Genomic DNA, 23641 nt, shown 5'->3' on the forward strand with positions numbered 1-23641 from the left:
CACGCCGGGGTCAAGCGGCGGCAGGCCGGGATAGGCCGGGGATCCCAGGAGTTATCAGCAACCAGGAGTTCCAAGCAAAAAGGGCGGCTCCCAGGAGCCGCCCTTTCGTGGGATCGCGCGGATACGCCGACTTAGTTCGCCGCTTTGGGCTTGTCGGTCGTGGCCTTGTTGTCGCCGCCGGGGGTGGGCGCGGCGGAGGCGCTGTTCTTGATGCCGTGGAGCAGGTCGTCGGCGAGCTTGAGCGCCTTATCGTCCTTGGCGTCCGGCGGGACGTAGGACTGCGAGCCGGTCTTCTCGTCGCCGTCGTTCTTCAGATGGCCGCGCAGCGAAGCCTCGCCCTTGGTGTCGGTGCGCGACTTCAGCTCGTCCGGCACGTCCTGCAGCACTTCGATGTCGGGCACGATGCCCTTGGCCTGGATCGACTTGCCCGACGGCGTGTAATAGCGCGCCGTGGTCAGCCGCAGCGCGCCATTGCCGCTTCCGAGCGGAATGATGGTCTGCACCGAGCCCTTGCCGAACGAGCGCGTGCCGACGATGGTCGCGCGCTTGTGGTCCTGCAGCGCGCCGGCGACGATCTCCGAGGCCGAGGCCGAGCCGCCATTGACCAGCACAATAACAGGCTTGCCCTTGGTCAGATCGCCCGAATGCGCGGTGCGACGCTGGGTCTCCTCGGCATTGCGGCCGCGGGTCGACACGATCTCGCCCTTCTCCAGGAACGAGTCGGAGACAGTGACTGCTTCCTCGAGCAGGCCGCCCGGATTGTTGCGGAGGTCGATGATGTAGCCCTTCAGCTTGTCGCCGATCTGGTTCGAGAGGTTGGCGACCTCGCGCTTCAGGCCTTCGGTGGTCTGCTCGTTGAAGGTGGTGATGCGGATATAGGCGATGTCGTCGGCCTCGACGCGTGCGCGCACCGAGCGGACGCGGATGTTGTCGCGCACCAGGGTGACGTCGATCGGATTGTCCTGACCCTTGCGGATGATCTTGAGCTTGATCTTGGTATTGACGGGGCCGCGCATCTTCTCGACCGCCTGGTTCAGCGTCAGGCCCTGCACCGCCTCGTCGTCGAGATTGGTGATGATGTCGTTGGCCATGACACCGGCGCGCGAAGCTGGGGTGTCGTCGATCGGCGAGACCACCTTGATCAGGCCGTCTTCCATCGTGACCTCGATGCCGAGGCCGCCGAACTCACCGCGGGTCTGCACCTGCATGTCGCGGAAGCTCTTGGCGTCCATGTAGCTCGAATGCGGATCGAGGCCGGTGAGCATGCCGCTGATGGCGGATTCGATCAGCTTGGTGTCGTCGGGCTTCTCGACATAGTCGGAGCGCACGCGCTCGAAGACGTCGCCGAACAGATTGAGCTGACGATAGGTGTCTGCGGTGGCGGCTCGCGCGCTGGAGCCCATGAACACCGCACGCGGCTGGGTCACGAACAGCATCAGCGCCGCACCGGTGGCCGCGCTGAGGAGGATTACTGAAGTCTTGCGCATCATCCGCGAACCTTCTCGCCTTCATTTGCGGCCCACCATGGGCCTGGATCGATTGGAGTGCCGTCCTTACGGAACTCGACATACAGCACAGGTTGACTCGCGTTCGTCGCGAGAATGGAGGCGACCTGAGAGGTCGATCCCATCGTCGCGACCGGCTCCCCCGTGAGCACAAACTGTCCGATGTTGACCGAAATGCGCTCCATCCCGGCGATCAGGACATGATACCCGCCCCCGGCATTGAGGATCAAGAGTTGTCCATAGCTGCGGAACGGGCCTGAATAGACCACCCAGCCGTCACACGGCGTTGTGACCTGGGAGCCGGGCTTGGTCGCCAGGGAAATGCCCTTCTGGACCCCGCCGGCCCCGTCGGAACCGCCGAAATCCCTGATCTTGTTACCGTTAACCGGAAGAGGCAGGAGACCCTTGGCGGAGGCAAAGACGATCGCGGGGGTGGTCCGGGACCGGTCCTTGAACACGCCCGGGCCGGACTTGACGCTCGCGCTTGCGGCCGCCTTGGCCTCGGCCTGCCTTGCGGCCTCGGCTGCCTTCTCGGCGGCCTTGGCTGCGCTCTGCAGATCCTGCTCCATCTTGGTGATCAGGCCCTGGAGATCGCCGACCTGTCTCGAAAGCGCGATGGCGCGCGAATTCTCGGCATCGAGGTCCTTTTCGCGTGCCGCCTGCTGGCGCTGCCGCTCGTCGACGAGGGCGGTGAGCCGGGTCTGGTCGCTCCTGACCTTGTCGCGATCGGAGGCGAGCTGGTCGCGCTCGGTGGCGATATTCTTGCGCAAGGCCACGAGCTCGCCGAGCTCGCTTGCGATCCTTTCGGCGCGGCCGCGCAGCTCCGGCACCACGGCGCCGAGCAGCATCGCCGTGCGCAGTGATTGCAGCGCATCTTCGGGCCGCACCAGCAGCGCAGGCGGCGTGCGCCGTCCGGCCCGCTGCAGTGCTGCCAGCACCTCGACGATGTCGGCACGGCGCGAATCGAGCGAGGAGCGCATCGCCTGCTCGCGTCCGTTGAGCGCGCGCAACCGGGCTTCGGTCTCGCCGATCTTGGTCTCCACGTTGCGCACATTGGCGGCGGTGTCGATCAGCTGCTGATTGAGCTGAGTACGGTCCTGGCCGAGTGAGGTGATCTCGGCCTTGAGCTTGGCCTGCGCCTCTTCCGCGCTCTTCTGCCTGGCACGCGCGGCTTCGAGTTCCTGCTCGCGCTGCTTGATGGCGTCGGGCGAGACGGCGGCGGTCTGGGGCGCCGGCGCCGCGGTCTGGGCTTGCGCGAGGCTTGCGCCGGCAACGCTTGTGATCAGCAACAGGTTGAGGAGCGGCGCTCGCATCGTGTCGGCAAAGGTGCTCGTTGTGGCGCGCATCACGCGCGGTGATAGGGGTGGCCGGCCAGAATGGTGGCGGCCCGATAAAGCTGTTCCAGAAGCATGACGCGGACCATTTGGTGCGGCCAGGTCGCAGAGCCGAACGCGATCGCGAGCTTCGCCTTACGGCGCAATTCGGGCGAAAGTCCGTCCGCCCCTCCGATCACGAAGATAGTATGTCCGGCTCCCTCGTCTCGCCAGCGTCCGAGATGCCGTGCGAATACGGTGGAGTCGAGATTTTGCCCGCGCTCGTCCAGTGCCACCAGGATCGATTTGTCCGGAATATGCGCGGAGATCGCGGCGGCCTCTTCGGTCATCCGCGTCGCGGTGTCGCGCGCGCGGCTCTCGGGGATTTCGTGGACCAGGAGCTCGCGGAATCCGAGCTTGCGGCCGGCCTCGTCGAACCGCTCGAAATAGCGGTCGGCAAGCTCCCGTTCGGGGCCCTGCTTCAGCCGGCCCACCGCAATGACAGCAACGCGCATGATATCTTCAGGGGTCTGATATCTTCAGGGTCGTGTTTTCAAGACCGCGCGCAAATGGCGCGCGCACGACGCTAGCATGCGCGTCAGCCGATTCGAAATCGGCTCGATCAGCCTAGATCGCCTTTGCCGCGATCGCTTTCGCAGCCCCTGGGCCCTGGGTGTACAATCGCTCGAGATTGTAGAACTCGCGGACCTCGGGTCTGAACACGTGCACGATCACGTCGCCGGAATCGATCAGCACCCAGTCGCAATTGGGCAAGCCCTCGACATGGATGTTCTTGATGCCGTTTTCCTTGAGGCCCTTGGCGACGTTTTCCGCGATCGCGCCAACGTGCCGGTTCACCCGGCCGGTGGTGACGATCATGTAGTCGGAGTACGCCGATTTGCCGCGAAGGTCGATGGTGACCGTCTCTTCCGCCTTCATGTCGTCGAGGCGGGAGAGGATCAGGCTCAGCGTCTTGTCGGCGTCGGGTTGCGCCTTCAAGGCCGCAGCGTTGGCTGATGTTTTACGCGCCGGCTTGGCAACCTTGGGTAAAACAGACTTCGTCGAAGCTGACTTGGACAATACAGATGTGGTCAGGGACCATTCCTTTCACTGTATCGCGAACGCCGAATCCGGCGCTCACCGGTTACACTACATCATGTGGGGTTAAGGGTTTCAATATGCCAGAGAGGCTGAAGCCCACACGAGATCCGCGCACTTGTCCTCACATTGTACCTTTCCAGCTCCCGTCCGGGTTCCGTAAGCCGGTCGAGGACAGATTCAGCTTCATTCCGGTCAGGAAAACCCAGGCCGGCGCCGGCTGATTCGCAAGCAGCGCTGCCTTGTTCTCGGGGAGGCGATAGCGCGCCAGCGCCTGGGCGGCGGGGGAGGCGAGGGCGCGAAAACTCTGCGGCGGGCGGTCGATGACTGCCATCGGCACCTGGCCGGCGATGCGCCGCCAGTGCTGCCAACGATGGAATTGAGCGAGATTGTCGGCGCCCATGATCCAGACAAAGCGCAGGCCGCTGAGGCGGCGGCGCAAGGTGTTGATCGTGTCGATAGTGTAGCGCGTGCGGATGACGGATTCGAGACAGCTGACCTCGATCCTGGGATCATCGGCGACGTCGCGCGCGGCCTGCATGCGCTCCCCGAGCTCATGCAGATTGCCGTTCTCCTTCAGCGGATTGCCCGGAGTCACCAGCCACCACACGCGGTCGAGCTGAAGGCGCTTCAGCGCGAACTGGCTGATCGCGCGATGCGCCTGGTGCGGCGGATTGAACGAGCCGCCGAGCAGGCCGATGCGCATGCCTTCGGTGTAGGGCGGTATCGCCTGCGCGAAGAAGCGGGGGGCGACGAAATTGTTACTCAATGTCCGCGCCCCGCGACGTTACTTACGGCCGTGTCTGACCGGTGCCGTGAACGCGATATTTGAAGCTCGTCAGCTGCTCGGCCCCGACCGGGCCGCGGGCGTGGAAGCGGCCGGTCGCAATCCCGATCTCGGCGCCGAAGCCGAACTCGCCGCCATCGGCGAACTGCGTGGAGGCGTTGTGCAGCACGATCGCGGAATCGACCTCGCTCAGGAATTTCCTCGCAGCCGCCTCATCCGCGCTCACGATCGCATCGGTGTGATGCGAGCCATGGTTCTGAATGTGCGCGATTGCGCCATCGACGCCGTCGACGACCTTCGCCGCGATGATCGCGTCGAGATATTCGGTGTCCCAATCGTCTTCGCTCGCAGGTTTTACGCGCGCATCCGTTCCTTGCACCGTTTCGTCGCCGCGTACTTCGCAGCCCGCCTCGATCAGCATCTCGACCAGCGGCTTCAGATTTTTGCCGGCCGCGGCGCGATCGACCAGCAGCGTCTCGGCCGCGCCGCAGACCCCGGTGCGGCGCATTTTTGCGTTGAGCACGAGCGACTTCGCCATCGCGAGGTCGGCGCTGGCATCGACATAGACGTGGTTGACGCCTTCCAGATGCGCGAACACAGGCACGCGCGCCTCCTGCTCGACGCGCGCGACGAGGCTTTTTCCCCCGCGGGGCACGATCACGTCGACGGCGCCGTTCAGGCCCGACAGCATCATGCCGACGGCCGCGCGGTCGCGCGTCGGGACCAGCGTGATCGCAGCTTCAGGCAGGCCGGCTTCACGCAGGCCCTGCACCAGGCATTCATGGATCGCGCGGCAGGACCGAAAGCTGTCCGAGCCGCCGCGCAGGATTACGGCATTGCCGGACTTCAGGCACAGCACGCCGGCGTCGGCCGCAACGTTCGGACGGCTCTCGAAGATCACGCCGACGACGCCGAGCGGCACGCGCACGCGCTCGATCCTCATGCCGTTTGGCCGCTGCCAGCTCTCGGTGACGATGCCGACGGGATCGGCGATGCCGCGTACGATGCCGATGCCCTCGGCCATGCCCTCGATGCGGGCCGGCGTCAGCGTCAGGCGGTCGATGAAGGAGGAGGTGGCATTGCCGGAGGCGCGGGCTTCGGCGACGTCCTCGGCATTGGCGGCGAGGATCGCCGCAGAGCTCGCGCGGATCGCCCGCTCCATGGCTTCCAGCGCCCGGTTTTTCTGCTCCGGCGGCGCCAGCGCCAGCACGCGCGCGGCAGCGCGGGCACGGGTGGCGAGATCAGACATCAGCGCCTGGAGATCGGCATTGCCGTCAACGGCTTTGAGGGGGGCGGCCATTGGAGTTTCAACCTTCTGCTAAGGCGGTGTCCTAGCACGGAAATCCCGCTTTTGCGAAGGGCGGGGAGGGTATGGCTGGGGCCCGGCGGGCGGTTGCTGGGCTCGGCCACCGGCCTAGCCCCAACGTCATGGCCGGGCTTGACCCGGCCATCCACGTCTTGCCCGGCCTTCGAAAGGACGTGGATGCCCGGGACAAGCCCGGGCATGACGGCTTGGGTGCTCTTCGGGCCTTACCCGCCCACCACCAGATCGTCGCGGTGGATCATCTCCGATCTTCCGCTGATACCGAGGATGGTCATCACGTCCGGGGAGGAGCGGCCCTTGATCCGCTCGGCGACCTCGGCGTCGTAGGCGATCAGGCCGCGGCCGACCTCGCTGGTGTCGGGGCCGCGCACGATCACGGCATCGCCGCGGGCGAACTGGCCCTCGACCTTGATCACGCCGGCCGGCAGCAGGCTGGCGCCGGCACGCAGCGCCGTCACCGCGCCGGCGTCGATGGTCAGCGTGCCCTTCGGCTCCAACGTGCCCGCGATCCAGCGCTTTCGCGAGGTGATGGGATTGGCCGGCGTCAGGAACCAGGTGCAGCGGCCGCCGTCGGCGATCGCCTGCAAGGGATGCTCGATCTTGCCGGAGGCGATCAGCATATGCGTGCCGCCGGTGGTCGCGATCTTGGCCGCCTCGACCTTGGTGCGCATGCCGCCGCGCGACAGCTCGGACTCGGCGTCTCCCGCCACGGCTTCGATCTCCGAGGAGATGCTCTCGACCACCGGAATGAGCTTTGCGTTCGGATTGTTCTTCGGTGGAGCGTCGTAGAGCCCGTCGATGTCGGACAGCAGCACGAGCAAGTCGGCGCTCGCCATGGTGGCGACGCGCGCGGCGAGGCGATCATTGTCGCCGTAGCGGATCTCGTTGGTGGCGACCGTGTCGTTCTCATTGATCACGGGGATCGCGCGCCACTCCAGCAGCTTGCCGATGGTGGAGCGTGCATTGAGATAGCGACGGCGCTCCTCGGTGTCCTGGAGCGTCACCAGGATCTGGCCGGCGCCAATGTCGTGTGCCCCGAGCACCTCGGACCAGATCCGCGCCAGCGCGATCTGGCCGACGGCGGCGGCGGCCTGGCTCTCTTCCAGCTTCAGCGGGCCGCGCGGCAGCTTGAGACGGCTGCGGCCGAGCGCGATCGAGCCGGAGGAGACGACGAGGACGTCGCGCCCCTCCCTGTGCAGCTTGGCCATGTCGTCGGCGAGCGCGGCGAGCCAGGATGCCCGCACCTCGCCCTTGTCGGAATCGACCAGCAGCGCGGAGCCGACCTTGACGACGATGCGGCGGAATTGACTGAGTTCGGGGCTGGCCATGGCGGTCGTCAAATTGCTCTGTCGTTGGTCCGGCGGAGCAAAAAGGGGCGGCGCCGATGCGGCTAGCTTTTGCAGCAGGACGGTGGCCGGCGCAAGGCAGCGGAGCCGGTAAATAGGCCTAACGGCGCCCTTGTCGGCCGAGGCCCGGGCAGTCTATGCCTCGAATAATCAATAACGAGGGAGGATGACGTGGACCGACGCAGCTTCATCGGCGGAGGCCTCTCGCTGCCCTTGCTGGCGCAGGCCAGTGGCGCACATGCTCAATCCGGCCCGCTGACGCGCATCATCTTCCCGTTCGCGGCAGGCGGCAGCGGTGATGCCTTGTGTCGTCTCATAGCCGAGCAATTCGGCGCCCCGCTTGGGCGAACCATGATCGTCGAGAATCGTACCGGTGGTGACGGGTTGATCGGAATCAGGGCCGTGAAGGGCGCAAGCTCCGACGGCAATACAATCTTGGTGGCGACGGGTCCGACCATGTACCTGCTGCCGATGGTGGAGAATCAACCGAGCTTCGACGCGGCCAGGGATTTCGTCCCCGTGTCGCAACTGGTTCGCTTCGAGTTTGCCGTCGTTGCAAGTCCCGCGATCGGGGTGGGTAGTTTCAGTGAACTCGTCACCTGGTTGAGGGCAAATGTCGCAAAGGCCGCCTATGGGACACCAGGCAGCGGCAACATCCCGCACTTCCTCGGATGGCGACTTGAACAGATGCTTGATCTTTCAATGACCCGGGCGCCCTATCGCGGGAGTGCGCTGGTCATGAATGATCTCATCGCCGGCCATCTGCCGTTCGGCATCACCACGGTATCCGATGCGATCGCGCAGCATCGTGCCAACGGCGTGAGGATCCTCGCGATTGCAAGCGCAGAGCGCTCGACGTTCGTCCCCGACGTGCCGACGCTGAAGGAAAGCGGCATCGATCTCGTTGCCGACGGCTGGTACGGCATGTGGCTCCCCGCCGGCAGCCCGCCGGATTTTGCCGAAAAGCTCAGCGCAGCCGCGGTCGCGATGCTGGCCAAGCCGGAGGTGAAGGAGAAGCTCACCGCGATCGGGTTGATTCCGGTCGGGAGCAATGCGGACGGGCTTTCGAAGGAGCTCGCCGCCAACACGGCGTTCTGGCAGCCGATCGTCAAGGCGACGGGATACAAGATCGAGAATTGAACCGTAATCGTGAAGTGGGTCTCCGCTAATGGAACAGCAGCTGCTTGGCGCCGCGCGGTTGTTTGCGAGTCACTATCAAATCGTCGTCTGCGACGATCCGCGCAGACCGCTTGGTGCTGATGAAAATTGGAATGACGAGAAGGCCAAACGGGGCTTTGCAGGCGCGCCCACGTTCCGCATGATCAATACCGAAGCTGATCTTAATGACCATTGGGTCGAGCTGGTCGCCGCTAGCCGGCCGCCCTCCTTCGATGAATGGCAGCGGATCACCTGCGTCCACTTCCGATCCGAGAGCGGACGCGTTCACGTCATGTCGGTGATCGACAATGAGCCTGCATATTCCGCAGGCGTGGAGCCGGGCGATTATTCGATCTATGCGGCCGCGCAAAATCTCGGAATCGATCAATTGAGCCTCGGCGAGAGCACGAACCTCGCTGATGTCGAATTCGCCCAGCGAAAAGATGTCGAGTGGTATCGCCTCTTTCTGGTTCCGGGCAAACCGGAGTTCGAAGGACGACTCGTGGACCGCCCTTAAGACGTACCGAGCGATGATTTGGCTTACATCTTCGCGCGTTGCGCGATGCCGTCCTTGATCGCGTCGAGCTCTTTCTCATCCCAGATGCCGATCAGGAAGCCGCCTTTCACTTGGAGCTGGTTCTCGGCATAGGCTGCGATCTTCTCGCGCGGCGTGGTGATGTGGTCGTTCGGATGCAGCGCCCAGTCGAACAGCTCGGCTCGCAACCGCGCGATGATGCCGCCGCATTCGGGGTCGTCGCCGCGATCGACATATTCTTGCGGATCGGTTTCGAGGTCATACAGCATCGGGCGGAAGCCGGAGGCGTGAATGTATTTCCAGCGGCCGTCGAACACCATGAACAGGCGGCAGCGCTCGATCGGCTGGTTCAGCTTCAGCCGCACATCCTGCATGGCATAGTCGTATTCGGAGAAGGCGACCTTGCGCCAATCAGGCGGCGTCGATCCGCGCAGCAGCGGAAGCAGCGAGCGCCCTTCGAGGATGTGACCCGGCACCTTGCCGCCGAAATAGTCGACGAAGGTCGGCGCGAGGTCGATGCCTTCCACCAGCGCGTCGCTGCGCGTGCCGCGTGTGGCGTCGGCCTCTTTCGACGGGTCGATGATGATCAACGGAATCTTCGCCGACTGCTCGTGGAACAAATCCTTCTCGCCCATCCAGTGATCGCCGAGATAATCGCCGTGATCACTGGTGAACACGATCATGGTGGTGTCCAGCAGATCGCGTTCTTCCAGAAACTTCATCAGCACGCCCATCTGGTCGTCGATCTGGGTGATCAGGCCCATATAGGTCGGGATCACCTTCTCGCGGGCATCGTCGCGCGCCATGTTGCGGGAGTAACGCATGTCCATATAGGCGCCGAACACCGGATGCGGATTCTGCCGCTCGCGCTCGGAGCGGATCACCGGGATCATGTCCGAGGTCGAGTACATGCTGGCGTAGGGCTCCGGCGCGATATAGGGCCAGTGCGGCTTGATGTAGGACAGATGCAGGCACCACGGCCGACCATCGGTCTCGGCCTCGCCGATGAAATCCATCGCGCGCCGCGTCATGTAGGGCGTTTCGGAATGCTCATCCGGCACGCGCGCCGCCTTGTCGGCATGCACCAGCAGCCAGCCGTTCTGCAAGCTACCGTCCTCTGCCGCGCCTGAGTTCGCCCAATGCTCCCAGGGATTGCTGGCTTCAAAACCCTGTTGGCGCAGATATTCGTCGTACTTCGGGCGCGGGCGGCCGGTCGGATGCAGACCGTCGTCGCGCTCATACGGTTCAAAGCCGCATTCGGCGACGTGCACGCCGATCATCGATTCCGGGGGAATGCCGAGCGCCTTCATGCCTTCGAGATCGGGCGCCATGTGGGTCTTGCCGACCAGCACGTTGCGCACGCCGATCTTCTTGAGGTGATCGCCGAGCGTGGGCTCGCCGACGCGCAGCGGCCAGCCGTTCCAGTGCGAGCCGTGCGAGCGCATGTAGCGGCCAGTGTAGAACGACATCCGCGACGGGCCGCAGATCGGCGATTGCACATAGGCCTTGCTGAACAGCACGCCGCGCTTGGCCATCGCGTCGATGTTCGGCGTCTTCAGCGTGGGATGGCCGGTGCAGCCGAGATAATCATAGCGAAGCTGGTCGCACATGATCCAGAGAACATTCTTCGCGCGCGCCATGCGTCATCCCTGCATTTTCTTGATTGTTCGATGCTGCGCTATTGGGCCAGGGAAGACAAGCCAGAGATGCGCCGTGACCGCAGCCGCAATCTCCGCCGTCGTCCCTGCGAAAGCAGGGGACCCATAACCACAGGGCGTGGTTTGGCGAAGACTCGATGTTCGGTACTGCAACCATCCGCAGTCGAGAGATCACGCGGTGTGGGTCCCTGCGTGCGCAGGGACGACAATCACGCCGACCACGGCTCCGCTTCGGCCGCGCTCTTGGCCTTGGCCGACACCGGGGCCTCGCCGATCACCTCGACCAGCGCGCGCAGGGCTTCCTTCACGCCATCGCCGGTGACGCCGGAGAGCAGCAGCGGCGTCTTTTTCGCAGCCCGCTTCAGCCGGTCCTTCTGCTTCTTCAATTCGTCCGGCTCAACCGCGTCGATCTTGTTCAGCGCGACGATCTCGATCTTGTCGGTCAAGAGCCCGCCATAGGCGTCGAGCTCCTTGCGCACCGTCTTGTAGGCCTTGCCGGCGTGCTCGCAGGTCGCATCGATCAGATGCAGCAGCACGCGGCAGCGCTCGACATGGCCGAGGAAGCGGTCGCCGAGGCCGGTGCCTTCATGCGCGCCTTCGATCAGGCCGGGAATGTCCGCGAGCACGAATTCGCGGCCGTCGGCATTCACGACGCCGAGCTGCGGATGCAGCGTGGTGAAGGGATAGTCGGCGATCTTCGGCCGCGCCGCGCTGACCTTGGAGAGGAAGGTCGACTTGCCGGCATTGGGCATGCCGACGAGGCCGGCATCCGCGATCAGCTTCAGCCGCAGCCAGATCCAGCGCTCTTCGCCCACCTGGCCGGGATTGGCGTTGCGCGGCGCGCGGTTGGTCGAGGTCTTGAAATGCGCGTTGCCGAAGCCGCCATTGCCGCCCTCGGCCAGCACGAACTTTTCGCCGACCTTGGTGAAGTCGTGGATCAGCGTCTCTCGGTCCTCGTCGAAGATCTGCGTGCCCATCGGCACCTTCAGCACGATGTTCTTGCCGTTGGCGCCGTGGCGGTCCGAACCTGAGCCGTTCTCACCCTTCTGCGCCTTGAAGTGCTGCTGGTAGCGGTAGTCGATCAGCGTGTTGAGGCCATCGGCGACCTCGATGATGACGTTGCCACCACGGCCGCCATTGCCACCGGAGGGACCGCCGAATTCGATGAACTTCTCGCGGCGGAACGCCACGCAGCCGTTCCCGCCGTCACCGGAGCGGATATAGACCTTTGCTTCGTCGAGGAATTTCATGGGCCATAGGTAGGCCAGCAGGTCTCCCGCGGCAACCCGGATAGACCCGCAAATCGGCCGAATTTCTCGCGATTTCGCCCCTTGCTTAACCAGTCGGCCGGCGCCGGATCAGGAATTTCTGCATCCCCTCCAGCACCAGCTCCTTGCGCTGGTTGAACACGGTGCTGCGAAGCGTCACCGCGCCGGTGGTGCGGCCCGGCATCAGCTCGGTGACCTCGAGCGCGGGGTAGATGGTGTCATCGGCAAACACGGGTTTGAGGAACCGGCTCGATTGCTCGAGGAAGCCGACCAGGGAGTCCTCGACCATGAACGGAAACAGGCCGGCGCCGGGGGCGGTGTGGATCAGCGTCTGGAAACCGTGGGCGAGCAGATGCGGCATGCCGCGGCTGCGGCAATATTCCACGTCATAGTGCACAGGATGGGTGTCGCCGCTCGCGGTCTGGAACGCGGCGAATATCGCCGAGGTCTGGGTCCGGCTCGGCAGCACGAAGCGTTCGCCGATGACGAAATCCTCAAACCAGCGTTGCGTGGGGATCATGCGATGCTGGGTCGGATCGAAGTCGGGCATGTCCCTGCTCTCTGTTCGTGGTCGGCCTATCGCTACCGCGACGCGAAGAGTGCGACAATCCGTTCAATTCGCCGGATGCGGGCTTGTCCCTGTGGCTCATGCCATTACAACGGCGCTCGATGCCCCTGTTCAAGAACCTCTCAGCCTATGACGATCGCTCCGCGCGCCTCGCCGGCATTGGGCTGATGGTGCTGTCGATCTTCATGTTCTCGTTCGGCGACGCCATGGGCAAGTTCCTGGTCGGGACTTATTCGGTGGGGCAGCTCTTGTTCCTGCGCGCCTGCGCGGCGCTGCTGCTGCTCGCACCGCTGATCTGGCGGCAGCGCCACGATTTCGTCCGCCTCGAGCGGCCGTGGCTCCAGCTGTTTCGCGTCGTGCTGTCGACGCTCGAGGTCGCCGCCTTCTTCCTCGCCACCGTCTATCTGCCGCTCGCCGACGTCATCACCTATTATCTCGCCGGTCCCATCTTCGTCACCGCGATGTCGGCGATCTTCTTAGGAGAGAAGGTCGGCTGGCGGCGCTGGACCGCGATCCTGATCGGCTTTTGCGGCGTCCTGATCGCGCTGCGGCCGTCGGCGCAGACCGTCAGCCTGCCGGCGCTGATCGCGCTCGGCGGCAGCCTGTCGTTTGCGACCTTGATGCTGATCACGCGCAGCCTGCGCAAGACGCCCGACATCGTGATGGCATCCTCGCAATTCGTCGGCACGTTTTCGCTGGGCGCGGTGCTGTCGGCGTTTCACTGGGTGCCGCCGACGCCGAGCAGCCTCGTGATCTTCGCGCTGGCCGGATGCGTCTCGGTCACCGCGCTGTTCTGCGTCAACCGCTCGCTCAAGCTGGCGCCGGCCAGCGTCGTGGTGCCCTATCAATATTCCATGATCGTCTGGGCCGTGATCTTCGGCTTCGTCGTGTTCGGCGACGTGCCGTCAATGGCCACGCTCGTCGGCGCCGCGATCATCATCGGGGCGGGGTTCTATATTTATCTGCGCGAGCGCGATTTGGGGCGCGCAAGTGAAGAGATCAATCCGCCGGCGTAGCCCCACCCACGCTGTCGTCCCGGGGCGCGCGTAGCGCGAGCCCGGGACCATACCCACAGGAAGTCGTTTTGCGAAGTCTCGGAGTGGGAGCGTTGCCCCACACTCCTCCCTGTGGTTATGGGTCCCCGCCTTCGCGGGGACGACAGCGGTGATTGAGGACGCGCCCGCGCCCTACCTCACCCGTCTTGCACTGCTCCAGCTCTTCAGCGACGCCCACACGCCGCGCGAGAGGCGGAAGCAGTCGACCGGCGTCGAGGAGCCCAGCGCGAGGAAACGGTGCAGCTGCACGCCGCTCCACTGGAAGCCACACTTCTCCAGCACGTTGCGCGAGGCCGGATTGGTGACGCGCGCGCCGGCATAGAGGTGCTCGTCCTCGAACTCCTCGAAGAAGAAGTCGATCGCGCCGCGGGCGGCCTCGGTGGCAAAACCCTGGCCCCAGTGCTCGACGCCGAGCCAATAGCCGAGCTCGGCATTGCCGGGCGTGGAGCAGTCGATGCCGACCATGCCGACCGGCCCGGTGTCGTGCTCGATCAGGAACACGGTCTCGCTGCCGAGCGCGGCGGTGGCGCGAACGAAGGCGACGGCGTCGTCCTGCGAATAGGGATGCGGGAGGCGGCGGGTGTTTTCGGCGACACGGCGGTCGTTGGCGAGCCAGGCGATGGTCCTGACATCGGCGAGGGTCGGCCGCCGCAAGGTCAGCCGTTCGGTGGCGACGACACCAGGTCTCGCCTCAGCCAAGGTCGCGCTCGAGAAATCCTGCAACATGTCCGGCTCCGTGAAAGTCACTAAGTCAAAGTGAGCAAGTCAAAAGAAAAGGGGAGGCCGGTTTCCCGCCTCCCCCTTGGAGCCTTCGATCTCTTGCGATCTCTGGACTCCGCCGGTTTGGTAGGACCGGCGGACTCCAATTTGATCCACCGTCTATTCAGCCGCCTCTGCGAGCGGGAGCACCGATACGAAGGTGCGGCCGTTGGCTTTGGCCTGGAACGTGACGCGACCCTCGATCTTGGCGAACAGAGTGTGGTCCGTGCCCATGCCGACATTAAGGCCCGGGTGCCAGGTGGTGCCGCGCTGACGCGCAATGATGTTGCCGGGAATCACAACTTCCCCGCCGAACGCCTTGATGCCGAGGCGCTTACCCTTGGAATCGCGACCGTTGCGCGATGAACCGCCTGCTTTTTTGTGAGCCATGGCTCGTCTCCGAAATCCTGCGTATTTCTAGATCAATTCCTTGACGGAATCATTTCAAAACTTCTCACGCATCAATTCGTGAATTGGCGTGATCGATTTCGCGTTACTCGGCGGCTTCCGCTGCCGGCTCCTTCGCCACCTTCTCCCGCTTCGGACGCGGGCCCTTGGTGGGCTTGGCGCCATCGGTCAGGATCTCGGAGATGCGGAGCACCGTGATCTCGTCGCGATAGCCGCGCTTGCGGCGCGAATTCTTGCGGCGGCGCTTCTTGAACGCGATGACCTTGGGGCCGCGCTTGTGGTCGAGCACCTCGACCGCAACGGACGCGCCTGCGACCGTCGGAATACCCAGCACCGGCGTGTCGCCGCCGACCACCAGGACTTCATTCAGCTGAATGATCGAGCCGACTTCGCCTTCGATCTTGCCTACTTCGAGAACATCATCCGGCACGACGCGGTATTGCTTGCCGCCGGTTTTGATGACTGCGAACATCGTTTTTTCTCCGTGTTCAATCCCGGCCTCGCGACGGATATCGTCGGGGTCGGCTTTTTGTCAGTCGCTAAGGGTTTATGCGAGTTTTGTGCGGGCGGGAGTTATCCCTTTGAAAACCCACGCAAAAACAAGCGGCGCGAGAAACGCCCCGCGCCGGTTGTGGGACTTATAGCCGCCGGCCGCGAAGAGTCAAGGAAAAGCGGGCGAAAAGCGCCCGGATTTGAAGGATTTGGCCCGGCCTGCGGCCTTCGGCCGAATCCCGACCGGCTTTGCAACAAAGCGGTTCCCTCGCAGTTAGTCCGCCGGAACAGGTAAGCGGGCAAGGGCTCTCATGGCAACAGACGAACTGGTCAAGACGACGGGCATCGCCCATCACGGCGCGGAGCGGCTGCCGTCGGTGGAGATCGACAGCTTCAACATCGAGATGAAGGACGAGGACGGCTTTCTCGGCGATCGCGCCAGCAAGGGCGCCTTCCGCGACATCCTCGACCGCTGGCGCAAGCCGCTGCGCAAGACCGGGGAGGACCCGTTCGGCAAGGAACCGTCGGAGGAGATCAGCAAGAAGACGCTGGATGCCATCCTGGTCGGCGACGACACCGAGGCCTCCGCGGTGGTGCACAGCGCGATCGAGGATTTCGCCCAGGAGCTCGCTTACGTCACCCGGCGTTTCCTCAAGACCAAGGCCTGGGCCAAGACCGAGCGCATCGTGGTCGGCGGCGGCTTCCGCGATTCCCGGCTCGGCGAGCTCGCGATCGCGCGCACCGAGATCATCCTGAAATCCGAGGACTTCAAGATCGACATGATGCCGATCCGCCATCACCCGGATGAAGCCGGCCTGATCGGCGCGCTGCATCTGGCGCCGTCCTGGATCTTCGAGGCCCATGACAGCATTTTGGCCGTCGACATCGGCGGCACCAATATCCGCTGTGGCCTGGTCGAAACCGCTTGGAAAAAAGCAAAAGACCTGTCGAAGGCCAAGGTCGTGAAATCCGAGCTGTGGCGTCACGCCGACGATGAGCCGACGCGCGAAGGCGCGGTCAAGCGGCTCACCAAGATGCTGAAGGGGCTGATCACGGAAGCCGAGAACGAAGGCTTCAAGCTCGCGCCTTTCATCGGCATCGCCTGTCCCGGCGTGATCAAGGACGACGGCTCGATCGAGAAGGGTGCGCAGAACCTGCCGGGCAATTGGGAGAGCAGCAAGTTCAACCTGCCGGCGAGCCTGATCGAGGGCATCCCCGAGATCGGCGAGCACGACACCGCGATCCTGATGCACAATGACGGCGTGGTTCAGGGCCTCTCCGAGGTGCCGTTCATGCAGGACGTCGAGCGCTGGGGCGTGCTCACCATCGGCACGGGCCTTGGCAATGCGCGCTTCACCAACCGCCGCAAGGACAGCGGAAAGGACCGGGACACTACGGAGAACGGCAAGAAAAAGGCCAAGGAAAACAACAAGGACAGCGCCAAAAGCGACAAGGAGTAACCTTGACTGGTTAGGTTAAGGACCGGATTGCGTTGCGGCGCCGGGGCCGCACGCTAGGGTCGAACGGTCGCCTCACCCTGGCCGGCGAAGCCGCCCTTCCCAGCCAGTATTTCAATGAGCGGCACGGGACCGCCAGTGTTTACCGCGTCTGGCGGTCCCACCCCGTTTTTTACCAGACCCGTGATTCGGGACCCGCGCGCGGTTTCAGCCGGCGCGTCGGCTGACCGGCGGCCGTATTTCCGCAAAGTGCCGCCGAAATCCGCAAGTCAGCCCCGCCACCGCCGCGACATCGTGGGGTCCGGCCGGAAAACCGGTCTGATTTTCGCCCCGCGCGCCTTGTCTGGCCCGCCATCCTCGCCTATTAACGCCCCCAACCACAGGGGCCCTGCTCCTACCATGGCGCCTTCAGGAGAGGTGGCAGAGTGGTTGAATGCACCGCACTCGAAATGCGGCATAGGTGCAAGCCTATCGGGGGTTCGAATCCCTCCCTCTCCGCCAATTAGCGCCCGACCTCCATCAATCTGTGAGCGCGAGCAGTAAAGTATCCAGTGATGGCGATGAAGATCGGACCGCAGCCCGCGAAATGGCTGCACAAAAAAGCCAAGCAAGGGATGCGTGGCTATCCGGTCGGTACGCTTGCCTTCTATGGTCCCGACAATCAACGGGCCTCGAAGGTTGCGGTGTCGGTGATCCGGTATGAAGGAGCTGAGCCCGATCTGCGTCGCTGGTTTTCGGAAACCGGCGACGTGCGAACCGATCCGATAATTCTCTCGGAGATCGCTGCGCATCTGCGTCAAAGCTCCGTGCACTCGGTGGCGATGGTGGACGGAATCATTGGATGTCCGCACGAAGAAGGCGTTGATTATCCGATGGGCGAGCCTTGCCCAAGGTGTTCCTTCTGGAGGGGACGAGATCGCTGGACAGGCGAGTTGGATCCCGGCTGAATATTTCTCGCGCAGGCTCCAGAGCGGTATTCTGGCGGTCGCGCATGCGATCCGCGAACGCAGCCTCACCGGTTGACCTGCTACGCAGCAACCGACACCCCGATGTCCCCACCAAAGCGGTGCCAGCTTGAACCCACCACCCGCACGACCCGACCTAGCAATGCCCCGCCATCATGCGGGCCCAAGGTAACCTCACCCCAATGTTCGAAAAGTCCTACCGCGACCGCCTCGAGGCTGATCTTGCGCAATGGGAGGCCGATGGCGTGATTGCGCCGGCGGCGGCTGCCTCGATCCGTAATGCGCTGCCGCCGCTGCCTGCGGGCATCAACATTGCCGTGGTGGTCGGCATCGTCGGCGGTCTGTTGATCGCGGCTGCATTCCTCGCCTTCGTGGCGGCGCACTGGACCGAGATCGCGCGGCTGTTGCGGTTCGCGATCCTGCTCGCCGGCATGATCGCTACCTCTGGCCTCGGGGCCTGGTTCGCGGCGAGCGGCCGCAATGTTCTCGCCGATCTCTGCGCCAGCGTCGGCGCGATCATCTTTGGCGCGGGCATCGCGCTGGTCGGCCAGATGTATCATCTCGGCGACGACTTTGCCGGCGGCATGCTGCTGTGGTCGATCGGCGCGTTCGCCGCGGCGCTGCTGACCGGCTCGCGCGGTGCGCTCGCGGTCGGCCTCGTCGCCGCCGGCATCTGGACCTGCATGCGGATCTACGACGCGCCCGACGTCCTGCATCTTCCGTTCGTGGCGGTCTGGCTGATCGCAGCAAGCCTCGCCTTCGCCTGGAATTCGCGCGCCGCCGCCCATCTCGTCGCGCTCGCGGTGCTGCCGTGGTGGATCGCGACGTCGCTCCGCTTCGAGTTCGACGGCGCCCAGCCGTCCTTCGTGCTCGCCAACGGCGCCGCCCTGCTGTTCGGCGCCGGGCTCGCGCTCGCAGCCTGGCCCTCGCCGAGGGCGCTCCGGCTCGGGACCGTCCTGTCGATCTACGGGGCGTTCTCGCTCGCCGCTGTCGCTGTCCTGGAGGTGACGACGGTCGACGACTTCATTCGCTTCCGGACCGGCACGGCGTCCGGCCAGCCGCTGTGGGCGATCCTGTGCGGGGCCGCAGGGGTGATCCTCGCCCTCGTCTCCGCCACGTTCACGAAGCGTGCGGGTGAGATCCTCGGCGCCTGCGCGACCGGGCTGGTGTTGCTCGCCGCGCCGATCTGGCCGGTCTCCACGGCCGGCGAGCCCTGGTTCGCTTATGCCGCGCTGTTGTGCGCCATGCTGTGCCTCGTCGTGTCAGGCGTGCTCGATGACGTGCGTCCGCGCATCGTCGCCGGCTGGCTCGGGATCGCCGGCGTCATCGCCGGCATCACCTGGGCGGTGAAGGGCTCGTTGCTGCGTCGCTCGGCGTTCCTTGCGGCGGCCGGCATCGTCACTGTCGTCTTTGCAACGGCGCTCAATCGCGCGCTGCCGAGGGCTGCGCGATGAACAGGTTGGTCACGTCCGTTTCCGAGTTCTGGCAGCGCATCCCGAAAGCCGTGCTGTTCGCAGCCGCCGTCCTGCTGCAATGCGTTCTGCTGGTGCTGATGGTCGCCGACCGCATGCAGATTTTGCGCGAGGGCACCGAGGTCACTCTGCAGACGCAGCCGGTCGATCCGCGCGATCTCCTGCGCGGCGACTATGTCGTGCTGCGCTACGACATCTCGCAGCTGCCGGCCGGTGCGCTCGCCGGCAAGACGGCCGACGCGCGCAACCCCGTCGTGTTCGTCAAGCTCGCGCCCAATGCCGATGGCGTCTACGCCGCCGTCTCGGTGCATGCCGAGCCGGTGCCGGTCACGGCGCCCGAGGTGCTGATCCGCGGCCGCGTCAGCCATTCCTGCGGATCCAACGTCCGCACCTTCTGCGACAGGCTGACGATCAAATACGGTCTCGAAAGCTATTTCGTGCCCGAAGGCGAGGGCGGGAAGCTCGAGCAGGCCCGCAACCAGCAGAAGCTGCGGATCGTTGCCGCCGTGCTCCCCTCAGGCCGCGCCGCCATCAAGCGGCTGCTGCTCGACGGCGAGCCGGTCTATGAGGAGCCGTTGTATTAAGTTGCTTCGTGTGCGCCATGACAATGCTTGAAGCGCTTTCCTGAATTGCATGGGCAAAGGTCGTTGCGTCGCAAGCCTGCAAGCTCCCCCGACGTCCCTGGTTCACCGGGACTCTTCAGGAGTGACGTTGATGATGCGCCCGGACCGGCGGCCGCCAATTCCGGGGTCGGTGCGTTTCGACGATTCAGCAGCCACCCGGCCAATATTCCGGTCACCACGAACCCGCCCAGCAGCGCCATTCCCATCTTGATGTCGTTAGCCTCCTTGCGCTCCTTCTCCTCGGACTCCCTCGCCGCTTGTAAGCGTTGCTCTTCCCGTTCCACATACCACTTTGCAGCGGCTTGAAGCGCCGTCGGCGGAACCGTCCAGCTCACCGATGATTTTTCCGGTCTTGAAAGAACGATCGCCCGCGACAGCAGTGCCATTTGCGACGGCGACTTGCTTTCAGAACTGACTCTGTTCGCCGTCAAACGCGATGCGAGCCCGAGCGAAACCCCACCACAGACCGATGAGACCAGCGTCAGACGACGATTGCCCTTCGCTTCTTCGAGGGTTTCCCAGCGCCCCAGGCCTGGAAGCGAATCCGGCAATGCAACGTGATCGATCTCATGAGCGTCGATCAGTCGCGTGAGATCATACGCGTAGAGGTTCCGTTCCTTCAGGATATGTGCAATCGCGAAATGCCGGTAGATATTGTACATGTCGCGCCAGATCGGCTCGGCACGAATTGTCTCCTCCATGCGAGCGGTCCAATCACTTGCGATGGGATCTTCGTTCCCGCTCTTGGCCCCTGCATCTGCGTCGGCATCCGCGTCGCTGAGGATCACCTGGGCCGACTGCAGGAACGCTGTTTCATAATCGTGCGCATATTCGAACTTGCCGGGTTCAAACCAGAACCGGCGCCGGCTGCTCCAATCGCCCGTGGACGTGCCAGCCCGAAGCATCTGCCGCGACTGGTTGAGCCGGCGCGTGAACGTCCCGGGCAAGGGCGGATCAACCGGCAATTGAAGCGTGCCCTGCGAAACCTGCTTCATGCGATAATCGGCTTCGACGAGCACCTTCGTCACGCGGGAATGCCTGGGCAGGGCGTCCACGCGAACCATTTGCGGCTGTTGCGAGCACATGCGCAGGTATTGTTGCTTCGCCGCCGCGTCGCGCCCGGCAATCTGGTCGAGACCGGGCGTTTGGCTTCTGTCCGGGTCCAGAGAGATTCCCGGCTCGATCTTCCCGTATTTTCTGTCGGCCGATCTGATTGCGACGATGAGATCGTCGAGATAGAGATCCGGTTGGCCCCTCTCGGCAACTCCGCAAAGCAGGATATCGTTGTCGTCGTCCCGGCAGACAGCGTCGATGCGGGTCAATCCGGTAAGCCGCTTTGGTCCGCCCGACTTCGCCCGCTTCAAGGCTTCGCGCAGCGAAACCGCGACGTCCGCCCGCATGTCCGTGATCGCCGTCGCGGGGGGAGCCTTGCAGGCGCTGTCAGCCGCCACCGCAGCCAGGGGCTGTTGCGCGACGAGCGCGCTGACGCCCGACGCCAGGAAGCCGCGCCGATTGACAAGCACTCTGTGCATCATGAAGGTCTATTTCCCCGCTTCGAGAAATTTCGAAGTTAAGTATCCGGCTTCTTCAAATTGAGAACCTTGCGCCTGAGCTCGCCCAGGTCGCTTTCCTTCCCCGTCGGAGCCGCTCCGATGTGCACGCCGCCGACAGGTGCCGCGGATGGCGAGTGAGTTGGACTGCTGACGTTTGACCCGGATGGCTTTGAGCCGATTTCGGGTGAATTCGAACCTGATCCAGCTCGCTCGCCGGCGCCGCTGACGCCCGACTCTCTGGTTGGAAAGGAATTTCCGCTTGGCGAGGAATTTGGTCTCCGGGCGCTGGGGGCCACTCGTCCGCCGCCGTCACCTGAAACGTCCGAGTCCAGCGGCGTGCGCTGATTTCGCCAACGCTGAAGCTCCTGCAACTCGCGAGCGACAGCGGCTGCGCCGTTCAGCCGCATCCGCTCCTCCTGGGGACTCTCGTAGTCCGGCCGGGTCGTGAGGTTTTCTCTCAACGAAGCCCTGTCAATGCATTGTCCGGCATCATAGGCAGTTCGAGCGACGTCCTGCTTGAGACTGTCGCACTCCATGCATTTTTTATACAGACCCTGCAATTCGACGGAGATGTAGCTGCAGTTCCACCCGGGACCGTGCTTCTTCTGCAGGGTCTCGGCCTGGGCCGGAAAATTGCAGGCTCCAACAGCTGCAATTGCCGCGAGAATGAAGTAGCGCATGAATGTCATTCAGCTAATGATGTGACCGGATCGACGGCCGGCAAAACAATTTTCACTCGCAGCTTAAACCAGCAGAACTATGCTGCAACTTCTTTCCGTCCAATTAGCATCGGCCTTGCACAGTTTGGCTAATTCCGTTGTTGCGACGGGTATCAGGCGCCATGGTTTCGGGCGTGTTTTTTCAATGCTCGCCGCAGCACGTCCCACATGCGGGGATCGTTCATTTGCGCCACGTTGAAGCGCATGAAGTGATGTGACGTCTGCGACACGCTGAACACGTTGCCCGGCGCGAGCACGACATCGTCCTCAAGCGCGGCGCGCGCGACCTGCGCGGCGTCCTGTCCGCCTGTGAGCCGGCACCAGAGGAAGAATCCGCCGCGTGGCATCAGCCATGGCTCCAGCCCCAACGCCTGAAGTTTTCGCGCGACGTCGCGGCGCGTCCGCGTCAGCTTTTGCCGGAGCTCGTCCATGTGCTTGCGATAGCTGCCGCCGGCCAGCACCTTTGCGATGATCTCGGTCGCGGCCGGGCTCGGGCCGCCAAAGCTGGTTGCGACTTGGAGGTCGACGAGATGCTCGATCCAGTCGGCGCGCGCGGCGATGTAGCCTGAGCGTACCGAGGCCGACAGCGTCTTGGAGAAGCTGCCGATGCGGATCACGCGGGTGAGCCCGTCGAGCGCCGCTAGGCGCGGCGAGCGCTCCGGCTCGAAATCGCCAAAGATGTCATCCTCGATGATGGTGAGGTCGTGCGCGGCGGCCACAGTCAGAAGCCGGTGCGCGGTTGCAAGCGACATCGTCGCGCCGGTCGGATTGTGCAGCGCTGAATTGGTGACGTAGAGCCTGGGACGTTCGGCACCGAGGATCTGCTCGAAGCGGGTGACATCAGGGCCCGACGGCGTATAGGGCACGCCGACGATCCTGGCCTGATGCGCCCGCAGCAGCGCACGGAAATTGAAGTAGCAGGGATCGTCGACCAGCACCGTGTCGCCGGGACGGAGCAGGAAGCGGCAGACGAGGTCGGCGCCTTGCGTGCCCGAGCCCGTCAGCATGAGCTGATCGACCGACGCGGGAATCGAATCCTCGGCAAGGCGCGCGAGCAGCAGCCGGCGCAGCGAAAGGCCGCCGCGCGTGCTGCCATAGTCCGTCAAGAGATCCGCATCGGTCCGCGCAAGGGCACGGACGGCGCGGCGCAAGGCCGCTTCCGGCATCCACTCCGCCGGCAGCCAGCCGCAGCCGGGCTTCGACACGGCGGCGTCGGCATCGAGCGATTGCCTGGAGACCCAGAACGGATCGACCTCCCGGTCGCGCCGCGGCCCGGCCTCGGTCAGCGCAAGCGGCGGCATGATGGTCGGCGAGACATAAAAGCCGGAGCCGCGACGGGCGCGGATCAGGCCTTCGGCTGCGAGGCGATCATAGGCTTCGACGACGGTCGACGGCGACACGCCCATCGTGGCGGCCAGGCTGCGGACCGATGGCAGGCGGTCGCCGGCACTGAGCGCGCGGCCGGCGACCTTGGCGCGGATCGCGCTCATCACGTCAATGGTCCGCGTGCCCCCGCGTCCCTTCGATGGCGCTCCGATGTCCAAGGTGTATCACCTTCCATACCCATACAGATTTGCC

The 23641-nt window shown here is 64.3% G+C and carries 23 protein-coding genes and 1 tRNA gene; 8 read left to right on the forward strand and 16 right to left on the reverse strand.

Going from position 1 to position 23641, the window contains the following annotated elements:
* Nucleotides 1–131 precede the first annotated feature (131 nt).
* The 7 genes from CIT37_RS02145 to proB all read right to left on the reverse strand — a co-directional run bounded on the left by CIT37_RS02145 (nt 132) and on the right by proB (nt 7355).
* A complete protein-coding gene (locus CIT37_RS02145; RefSeq protein WP_018318850.1) occupies nt 132–1490 on the reverse strand; it encodes a S41 family peptidase in 1359 nt (452 codons plus the stop codon).
* Entirely contained in the window at nt 1487–2818 is a 1332-nt protein-coding gene (locus CIT37_RS02150; RefSeq protein ID WP_095425500.1) for a murein hydrolase activator EnvC family protein, read from the reverse strand. The genes CIT37_RS02145 and CIT37_RS02150 overlap by 4 nt, the downstream gene beginning before the upstream one ends.
* A 32-nt stretch (nt 2819–2850) precedes the next feature.
* Entirely contained in the window at nt 2851–3333 is a 483-nt protein-coding gene (gene rlmH, locus CIT37_RS02155) for a 23S rRNA (pseudouridine(1915)-N(3))-methyltransferase RlmH (RefSeq protein WP_028139199.1), read from the reverse strand.
* Nucleotides 3334–3445: 112 nt separating this feature from the next.
* Nucleotides 3446–3817, reverse strand: coding sequence for a ribosome silencing factor (rsfS, locus tag CIT37_RS02160; protein WP_028139198.1), 372 nt, complete (start codon nt 3815–3817; stop codon nt 3446–3448).
* A 223-nt stretch (nt 3818–4040) separates the two neighbouring features.
* Nucleotides 4041–4685, reverse strand: coding sequence for a nicotinate-nucleotide adenylyltransferase (locus CIT37_RS02165; RefSeq protein WP_095425473.1), 645 nt, complete (start codon nt 4683–4685; stop codon nt 4041–4043).
* A 22-nt stretch (nt 4686–4707) separates the two neighbouring features.
* The gene (locus CIT37_RS02170) at nt 4708–6003 is read right to left on the reverse strand and encodes a glutamate-5-semialdehyde dehydrogenase (protein WP_095425472.1); all 1296 of its coding nucleotides are present in this window, start codon (nt 6001–6003) and stop codon (nt 4708–4710) included.
* A gap of 230 nt (nt 6004–6233) precedes the next feature.
* Nucleotides 6234–7355, reverse strand: coding sequence for a glutamate 5-kinase (proB, locus tag CIT37_RS02175; protein ID WP_028139195.1), 1122 nt, complete (start codon nt 7353–7355; stop codon nt 6234–6236).
* 189 nt (nt 7356–7544) lie between these two features.
* On the opposite strand from proB, the gene CIT37_RS02180 reads away from it, so the two are divergent.
* Together CIT37_RS02180 and comJ are read left to right on the forward strand one after the other, a co-directional pair.
* A complete protein-coding gene (locus CIT37_RS02180; RefSeq protein WP_095425471.1) occupies nt 7545–8513 on the forward strand; it encodes a Bug family tripartite tricarboxylate transporter substrate binding protein in 969 nt (322 codons plus the stop codon).
* A 28-nt stretch (nt 8514–8541) separates the two neighbouring features.
* Nucleotides 8542–9048 (forward strand): competence protein ComJ, encoded by a 507-nt coding sequence (comJ, locus tag CIT37_RS02185; RefSeq protein WP_038949252.1) that lies wholly within the window; start codon nt 8542–8544, stop codon nt 9046–9048.
* 23 nt (nt 9049–9071) lie between these two features.
* Here the strand turns inward: comJ and CIT37_RS02190 are convergent, their stop codons facing one another.
* From CIT37_RS02190 to CIT37_RS02200, 3 genes are all read right to left on the reverse strand, one after another.
* Nucleotides 9072–10706 carry an alkaline phosphatase family protein gene (locus CIT37_RS02190; RefSeq protein ID WP_095425470.1) on the reverse strand — a complete coding sequence of 545 codons (1635 nt, stop codon included), beginning with the start codon at nt 10704–10706 and terminating at the stop codon, nt 9072–9074.
* 227 nt (nt 10707–10933) lie between these two features.
* A complete protein-coding gene (gene obgE, locus CIT37_RS02195) occupies nt 10934–11974 on the reverse strand; it encodes a GTPase ObgE (protein WP_028139191.1) in 1041 nt (346 codons plus the stop codon).
* Between the two features lie 85 nt (nt 11975–12059).
* Nucleotides 12060–12542 carry a MaoC family dehydratase gene (locus CIT37_RS02200; protein ID WP_038972604.1) on the reverse strand — a complete coding sequence of 161 codons (483 nt, stop codon included), beginning with the start codon at nt 12540–12542 and terminating at the stop codon, nt 12060–12062.
* Between the two features lie 119 nt (nt 12543–12661).
* Between CIT37_RS02200 and CIT37_RS02205 the strand changes: the two genes are divergently transcribed.
* Nucleotides 12662–13576, forward strand: a complete 915-nt coding sequence (locus CIT37_RS02205; RefSeq protein ID WP_038972603.1) for a DMT family transporter — start codon at nt 12662–12664, stop codon at nt 13574–13576.
* A gap of 171 nt (nt 13577–13747) precedes the next feature.
* Here CIT37_RS02205 and CIT37_RS02210 read toward each other — a convergent pair whose 3' ends face one another.
* From CIT37_RS02210 to rplU, 3 genes are all read right to left on the reverse strand, one after another.
* Nucleotides 13748–14341: a GNAT family N-acetyltransferase gene (locus CIT37_RS02210; protein WP_161966314.1), complete on the reverse strand. Its 594-nt coding sequence runs from the start codon at nt 14339–14341 to the stop codon at nt 13748–13750.
* A gap of 153 nt (nt 14342–14494) precedes the next feature.
* Nucleotides 14495–14764, reverse strand: a complete 270-nt coding sequence (rpmA, locus tag CIT37_RS02215; protein WP_008137923.1) for a 50S ribosomal protein L27 — start codon at nt 14762–14764, stop codon at nt 14495–14497.
* Between the two features lie 103 nt (nt 14765–14867).
* The gene (rplU, locus tag CIT37_RS02220) at nt 14868–15254 is read right to left on the reverse strand and encodes a 50S ribosomal protein L21 (RefSeq protein WP_028139187.1); all 387 of its coding nucleotides are present in this window, start codon (nt 15252–15254) and stop codon (nt 14868–14870) included.
* A gap of 331 nt (nt 15255–15585) precedes the next feature.
* On the opposite strand from rplU, the gene CIT37_RS02225 reads away from it, so the two are divergent.
* The 5 genes from CIT37_RS02225 (at nt 15586) to CIT37_RS02245 (ending at nt 19752) form a co-directional block, all read left to right on the forward strand.
* Nucleotides 15586–16734 (forward strand): ROK family protein, encoded by a 1149-nt coding sequence (locus CIT37_RS02225; protein ID WP_038949258.1) that lies wholly within the window; start codon nt 15586–15588, stop codon nt 16732–16734.
* 408 nt (nt 16735–17142) lie between these two features.
* Nucleotides 17143–17232 (forward strand) — tRNA-Ser (locus tag CIT37_RS02230).
* A 53-nt stretch (nt 17233–17285) separates the two neighbouring features.
* A complete protein-coding gene (locus CIT37_RS02235; RefSeq protein WP_240536464.1) occupies nt 17286–17678 on the forward strand; it encodes a hypothetical protein in 393 nt (130 codons plus the stop codon).
* A gap of 200 nt (nt 17679–17878) precedes the next feature.
* Nucleotides 17879–19150, forward strand: coding sequence for a DUF2157 domain-containing protein (locus tag CIT37_RS02240; protein ID WP_028139184.1), 1272 nt, complete (start codon nt 17879–17881; stop codon nt 19148–19150).
* Nucleotides 19147–19752, forward strand: coding sequence for a GDYXXLXY domain-containing protein (locus CIT37_RS02245; protein WP_095425468.1), 606 nt, complete (start codon nt 19147–19149; stop codon nt 19750–19752). The genes CIT37_RS02240 and CIT37_RS02245 overlap by 4 nt, the downstream gene beginning before the upstream one ends.
* Here CIT37_RS02245 and CIT37_RS02250 read toward each other — a convergent pair.
* The 3 genes from CIT37_RS02250 to CIT37_RS02260 all read right to left on the reverse strand — a co-directional run bounded on the left by CIT37_RS02250 (nt 19749) and on the right by CIT37_RS02260 (nt 23553).
* Entirely contained in the window at nt 19749–21326 is a 1578-nt protein-coding gene (locus CIT37_RS02250; protein ID WP_095425467.1) for an SEC-C metal-binding domain-containing protein, read from the reverse strand. The two genes, CIT37_RS02245 and CIT37_RS02250, sit on opposite strands and share 4 nt — an antisense overlap.
* A 35-nt stretch (nt 21327–21361) precedes the next feature.
* The gene (locus CIT37_RS02255; protein ID WP_131233037.1) at nt 21362–22024 is read right to left on the reverse strand and encodes a hypothetical protein; all 663 of its coding nucleotides are present in this window, start codon (nt 22022–22024) and stop codon (nt 21362–21364) included.
* 152 nt (nt 22025–22176) lie between these two features.
* Nucleotides 22177–23553 (reverse strand): aminotransferase-like domain-containing protein, encoded by a 1377-nt coding sequence (locus CIT37_RS02260; RefSeq protein ID WP_371731487.1) that lies wholly within the window; start codon nt 23551–23553, stop codon nt 22177–22179.
* Nucleotides 23554–23641 lie beyond the last annotated feature (88 nt).

Source organism: Bradyrhizobium ottawaense (assembly GCF_002278135.3).
GTDB classification, from domain to species: domain Bacteria; phylum Pseudomonadota; class Alphaproteobacteria; order Rhizobiales; family Xanthobacteraceae; genus Bradyrhizobium; species Bradyrhizobium ottawaense.

Coding starts and splice junctions, on each gene's coding strand:
- CIT37_RS02145 (WP_018318850.1), bottom strand. CDS start 1,490: ATGATGCGCAAGACTTCAGTAATCCTCCTCAGCGCGGCCACCGGTGCG.
- CIT37_RS02150 (WP_095425500.1), bottom strand. CDS start 2,818: ATGCGAGCGCCGCTCCTCAACCTGTTGCTGATCACAAGCGTTGCCGGC.
- rlmH (WP_028139199.1), bottom strand. CDS start 3,333: ATGCGCGTTGCTGTCATTGCGGTGGGCCGGCTGAAGCAGGGCCCCGAA.
- CIT37_RS02170 (WP_095425472.1), bottom strand. CDS start 6,003: ATGGCCGCCCCCCTCAAAGCCGTTGACGGCAATGCCGATCTCCAGGCG.
- proB (WP_028139195.1), bottom strand. CDS start 7,355: ATGGCCAGCCCCGAACTCAGTCAATTCCGCCGCATCGTCGTCAAGGTC.
- comJ (WP_038949252.1), top strand. CDS start 8,542: ATGGAACAGCAGCTGCTTGGCGCCGCGCGGTTGTTTGCGAGTCACTAT.
- CIT37_RS02190 (WP_095425470.1), bottom strand. CDS start 10,706: ATGGCGCGCGCGAAGAATGTTCTCTGGATCATGTGCGACCAGCTTCGC.
- obgE (WP_028139191.1), bottom strand. CDS start 11,974: ATGAAATTCCTCGACGAAGCAAAGGTCTATATCCGCTCCGGTGACGGC.
- CIT37_RS02200 (WP_038972604.1), bottom strand. CDS start 12,542: ATGCCCGACTTCGATCCGACCCAGCATCGCATGATCCCCACGCAACGC.
- CIT37_RS02205 (WP_038972603.1), top strand. CDS start 12,662: ATGCCCCTGTTCAAGAACCTCTCAGCCTATGACGATCGCTCCGCGCGC.
- CIT37_RS02210 (WP_161966314.1), bottom strand. CDS start 14,341: ATGTTGCAGGATTTCTCGAGCGCGACCTTGGCTGAGGCGAGACCTGGT.
- rpmA (WP_008137923.1), bottom strand. CDS start 14,764: ATGGCTCACAAAAAAGCAGGCGGTTCATCGCGCAACGGTCGCGATTCC.
- rplU (WP_028139187.1), bottom strand. CDS start 15,254: ATGTTCGCAGTCATCAAAACCGGCGGCAAGCAATACCGCGTCGTGCCG.
- CIT37_RS02225 (WP_038949258.1), top strand. CDS start 15,586: ATGGCAACAGACGAACTGGTCAAGACGACGGGCATCGCCCATCACGGC.
- CIT37_RS02235 (WP_240536464.1), top strand. CDS start 17,286: ATGGCGATGAAGATCGGACCGCAGCCCGCGAAATGGCTGCACAAAAAA.
- CIT37_RS02240 (WP_028139184.1), top strand. CDS start 17,879: ATGTTCGAAAAGTCCTACCGCGACCGCCTCGAGGCTGATCTTGCGCAA.
- CIT37_RS02245 (WP_095425468.1), top strand. CDS start 19,147: ATGAACAGGTTGGTCACGTCCGTTTCCGAGTTCTGGCAGCGCATCCCG.
- CIT37_RS02250 (WP_095425467.1), bottom strand. CDS start 21,326: ATGATGCACAGAGTGCTTGTCAATCGGCGCGGCTTCCTGGCGTCGGGC.
- CIT37_RS02255 (WP_131233037.1), bottom strand. CDS start 22,024: ATGCGCTACTTCATTCTCGCGGCAATTGCAGCTGTTGGAGCCTGCAAT.
- CIT37_RS02260 (WP_371731487.1), bottom strand. CDS start 23,553: ATGAGCGCGATCCGCGCCAAGGTCGCCGGCCGCGCGCTCAGTGCCGGC.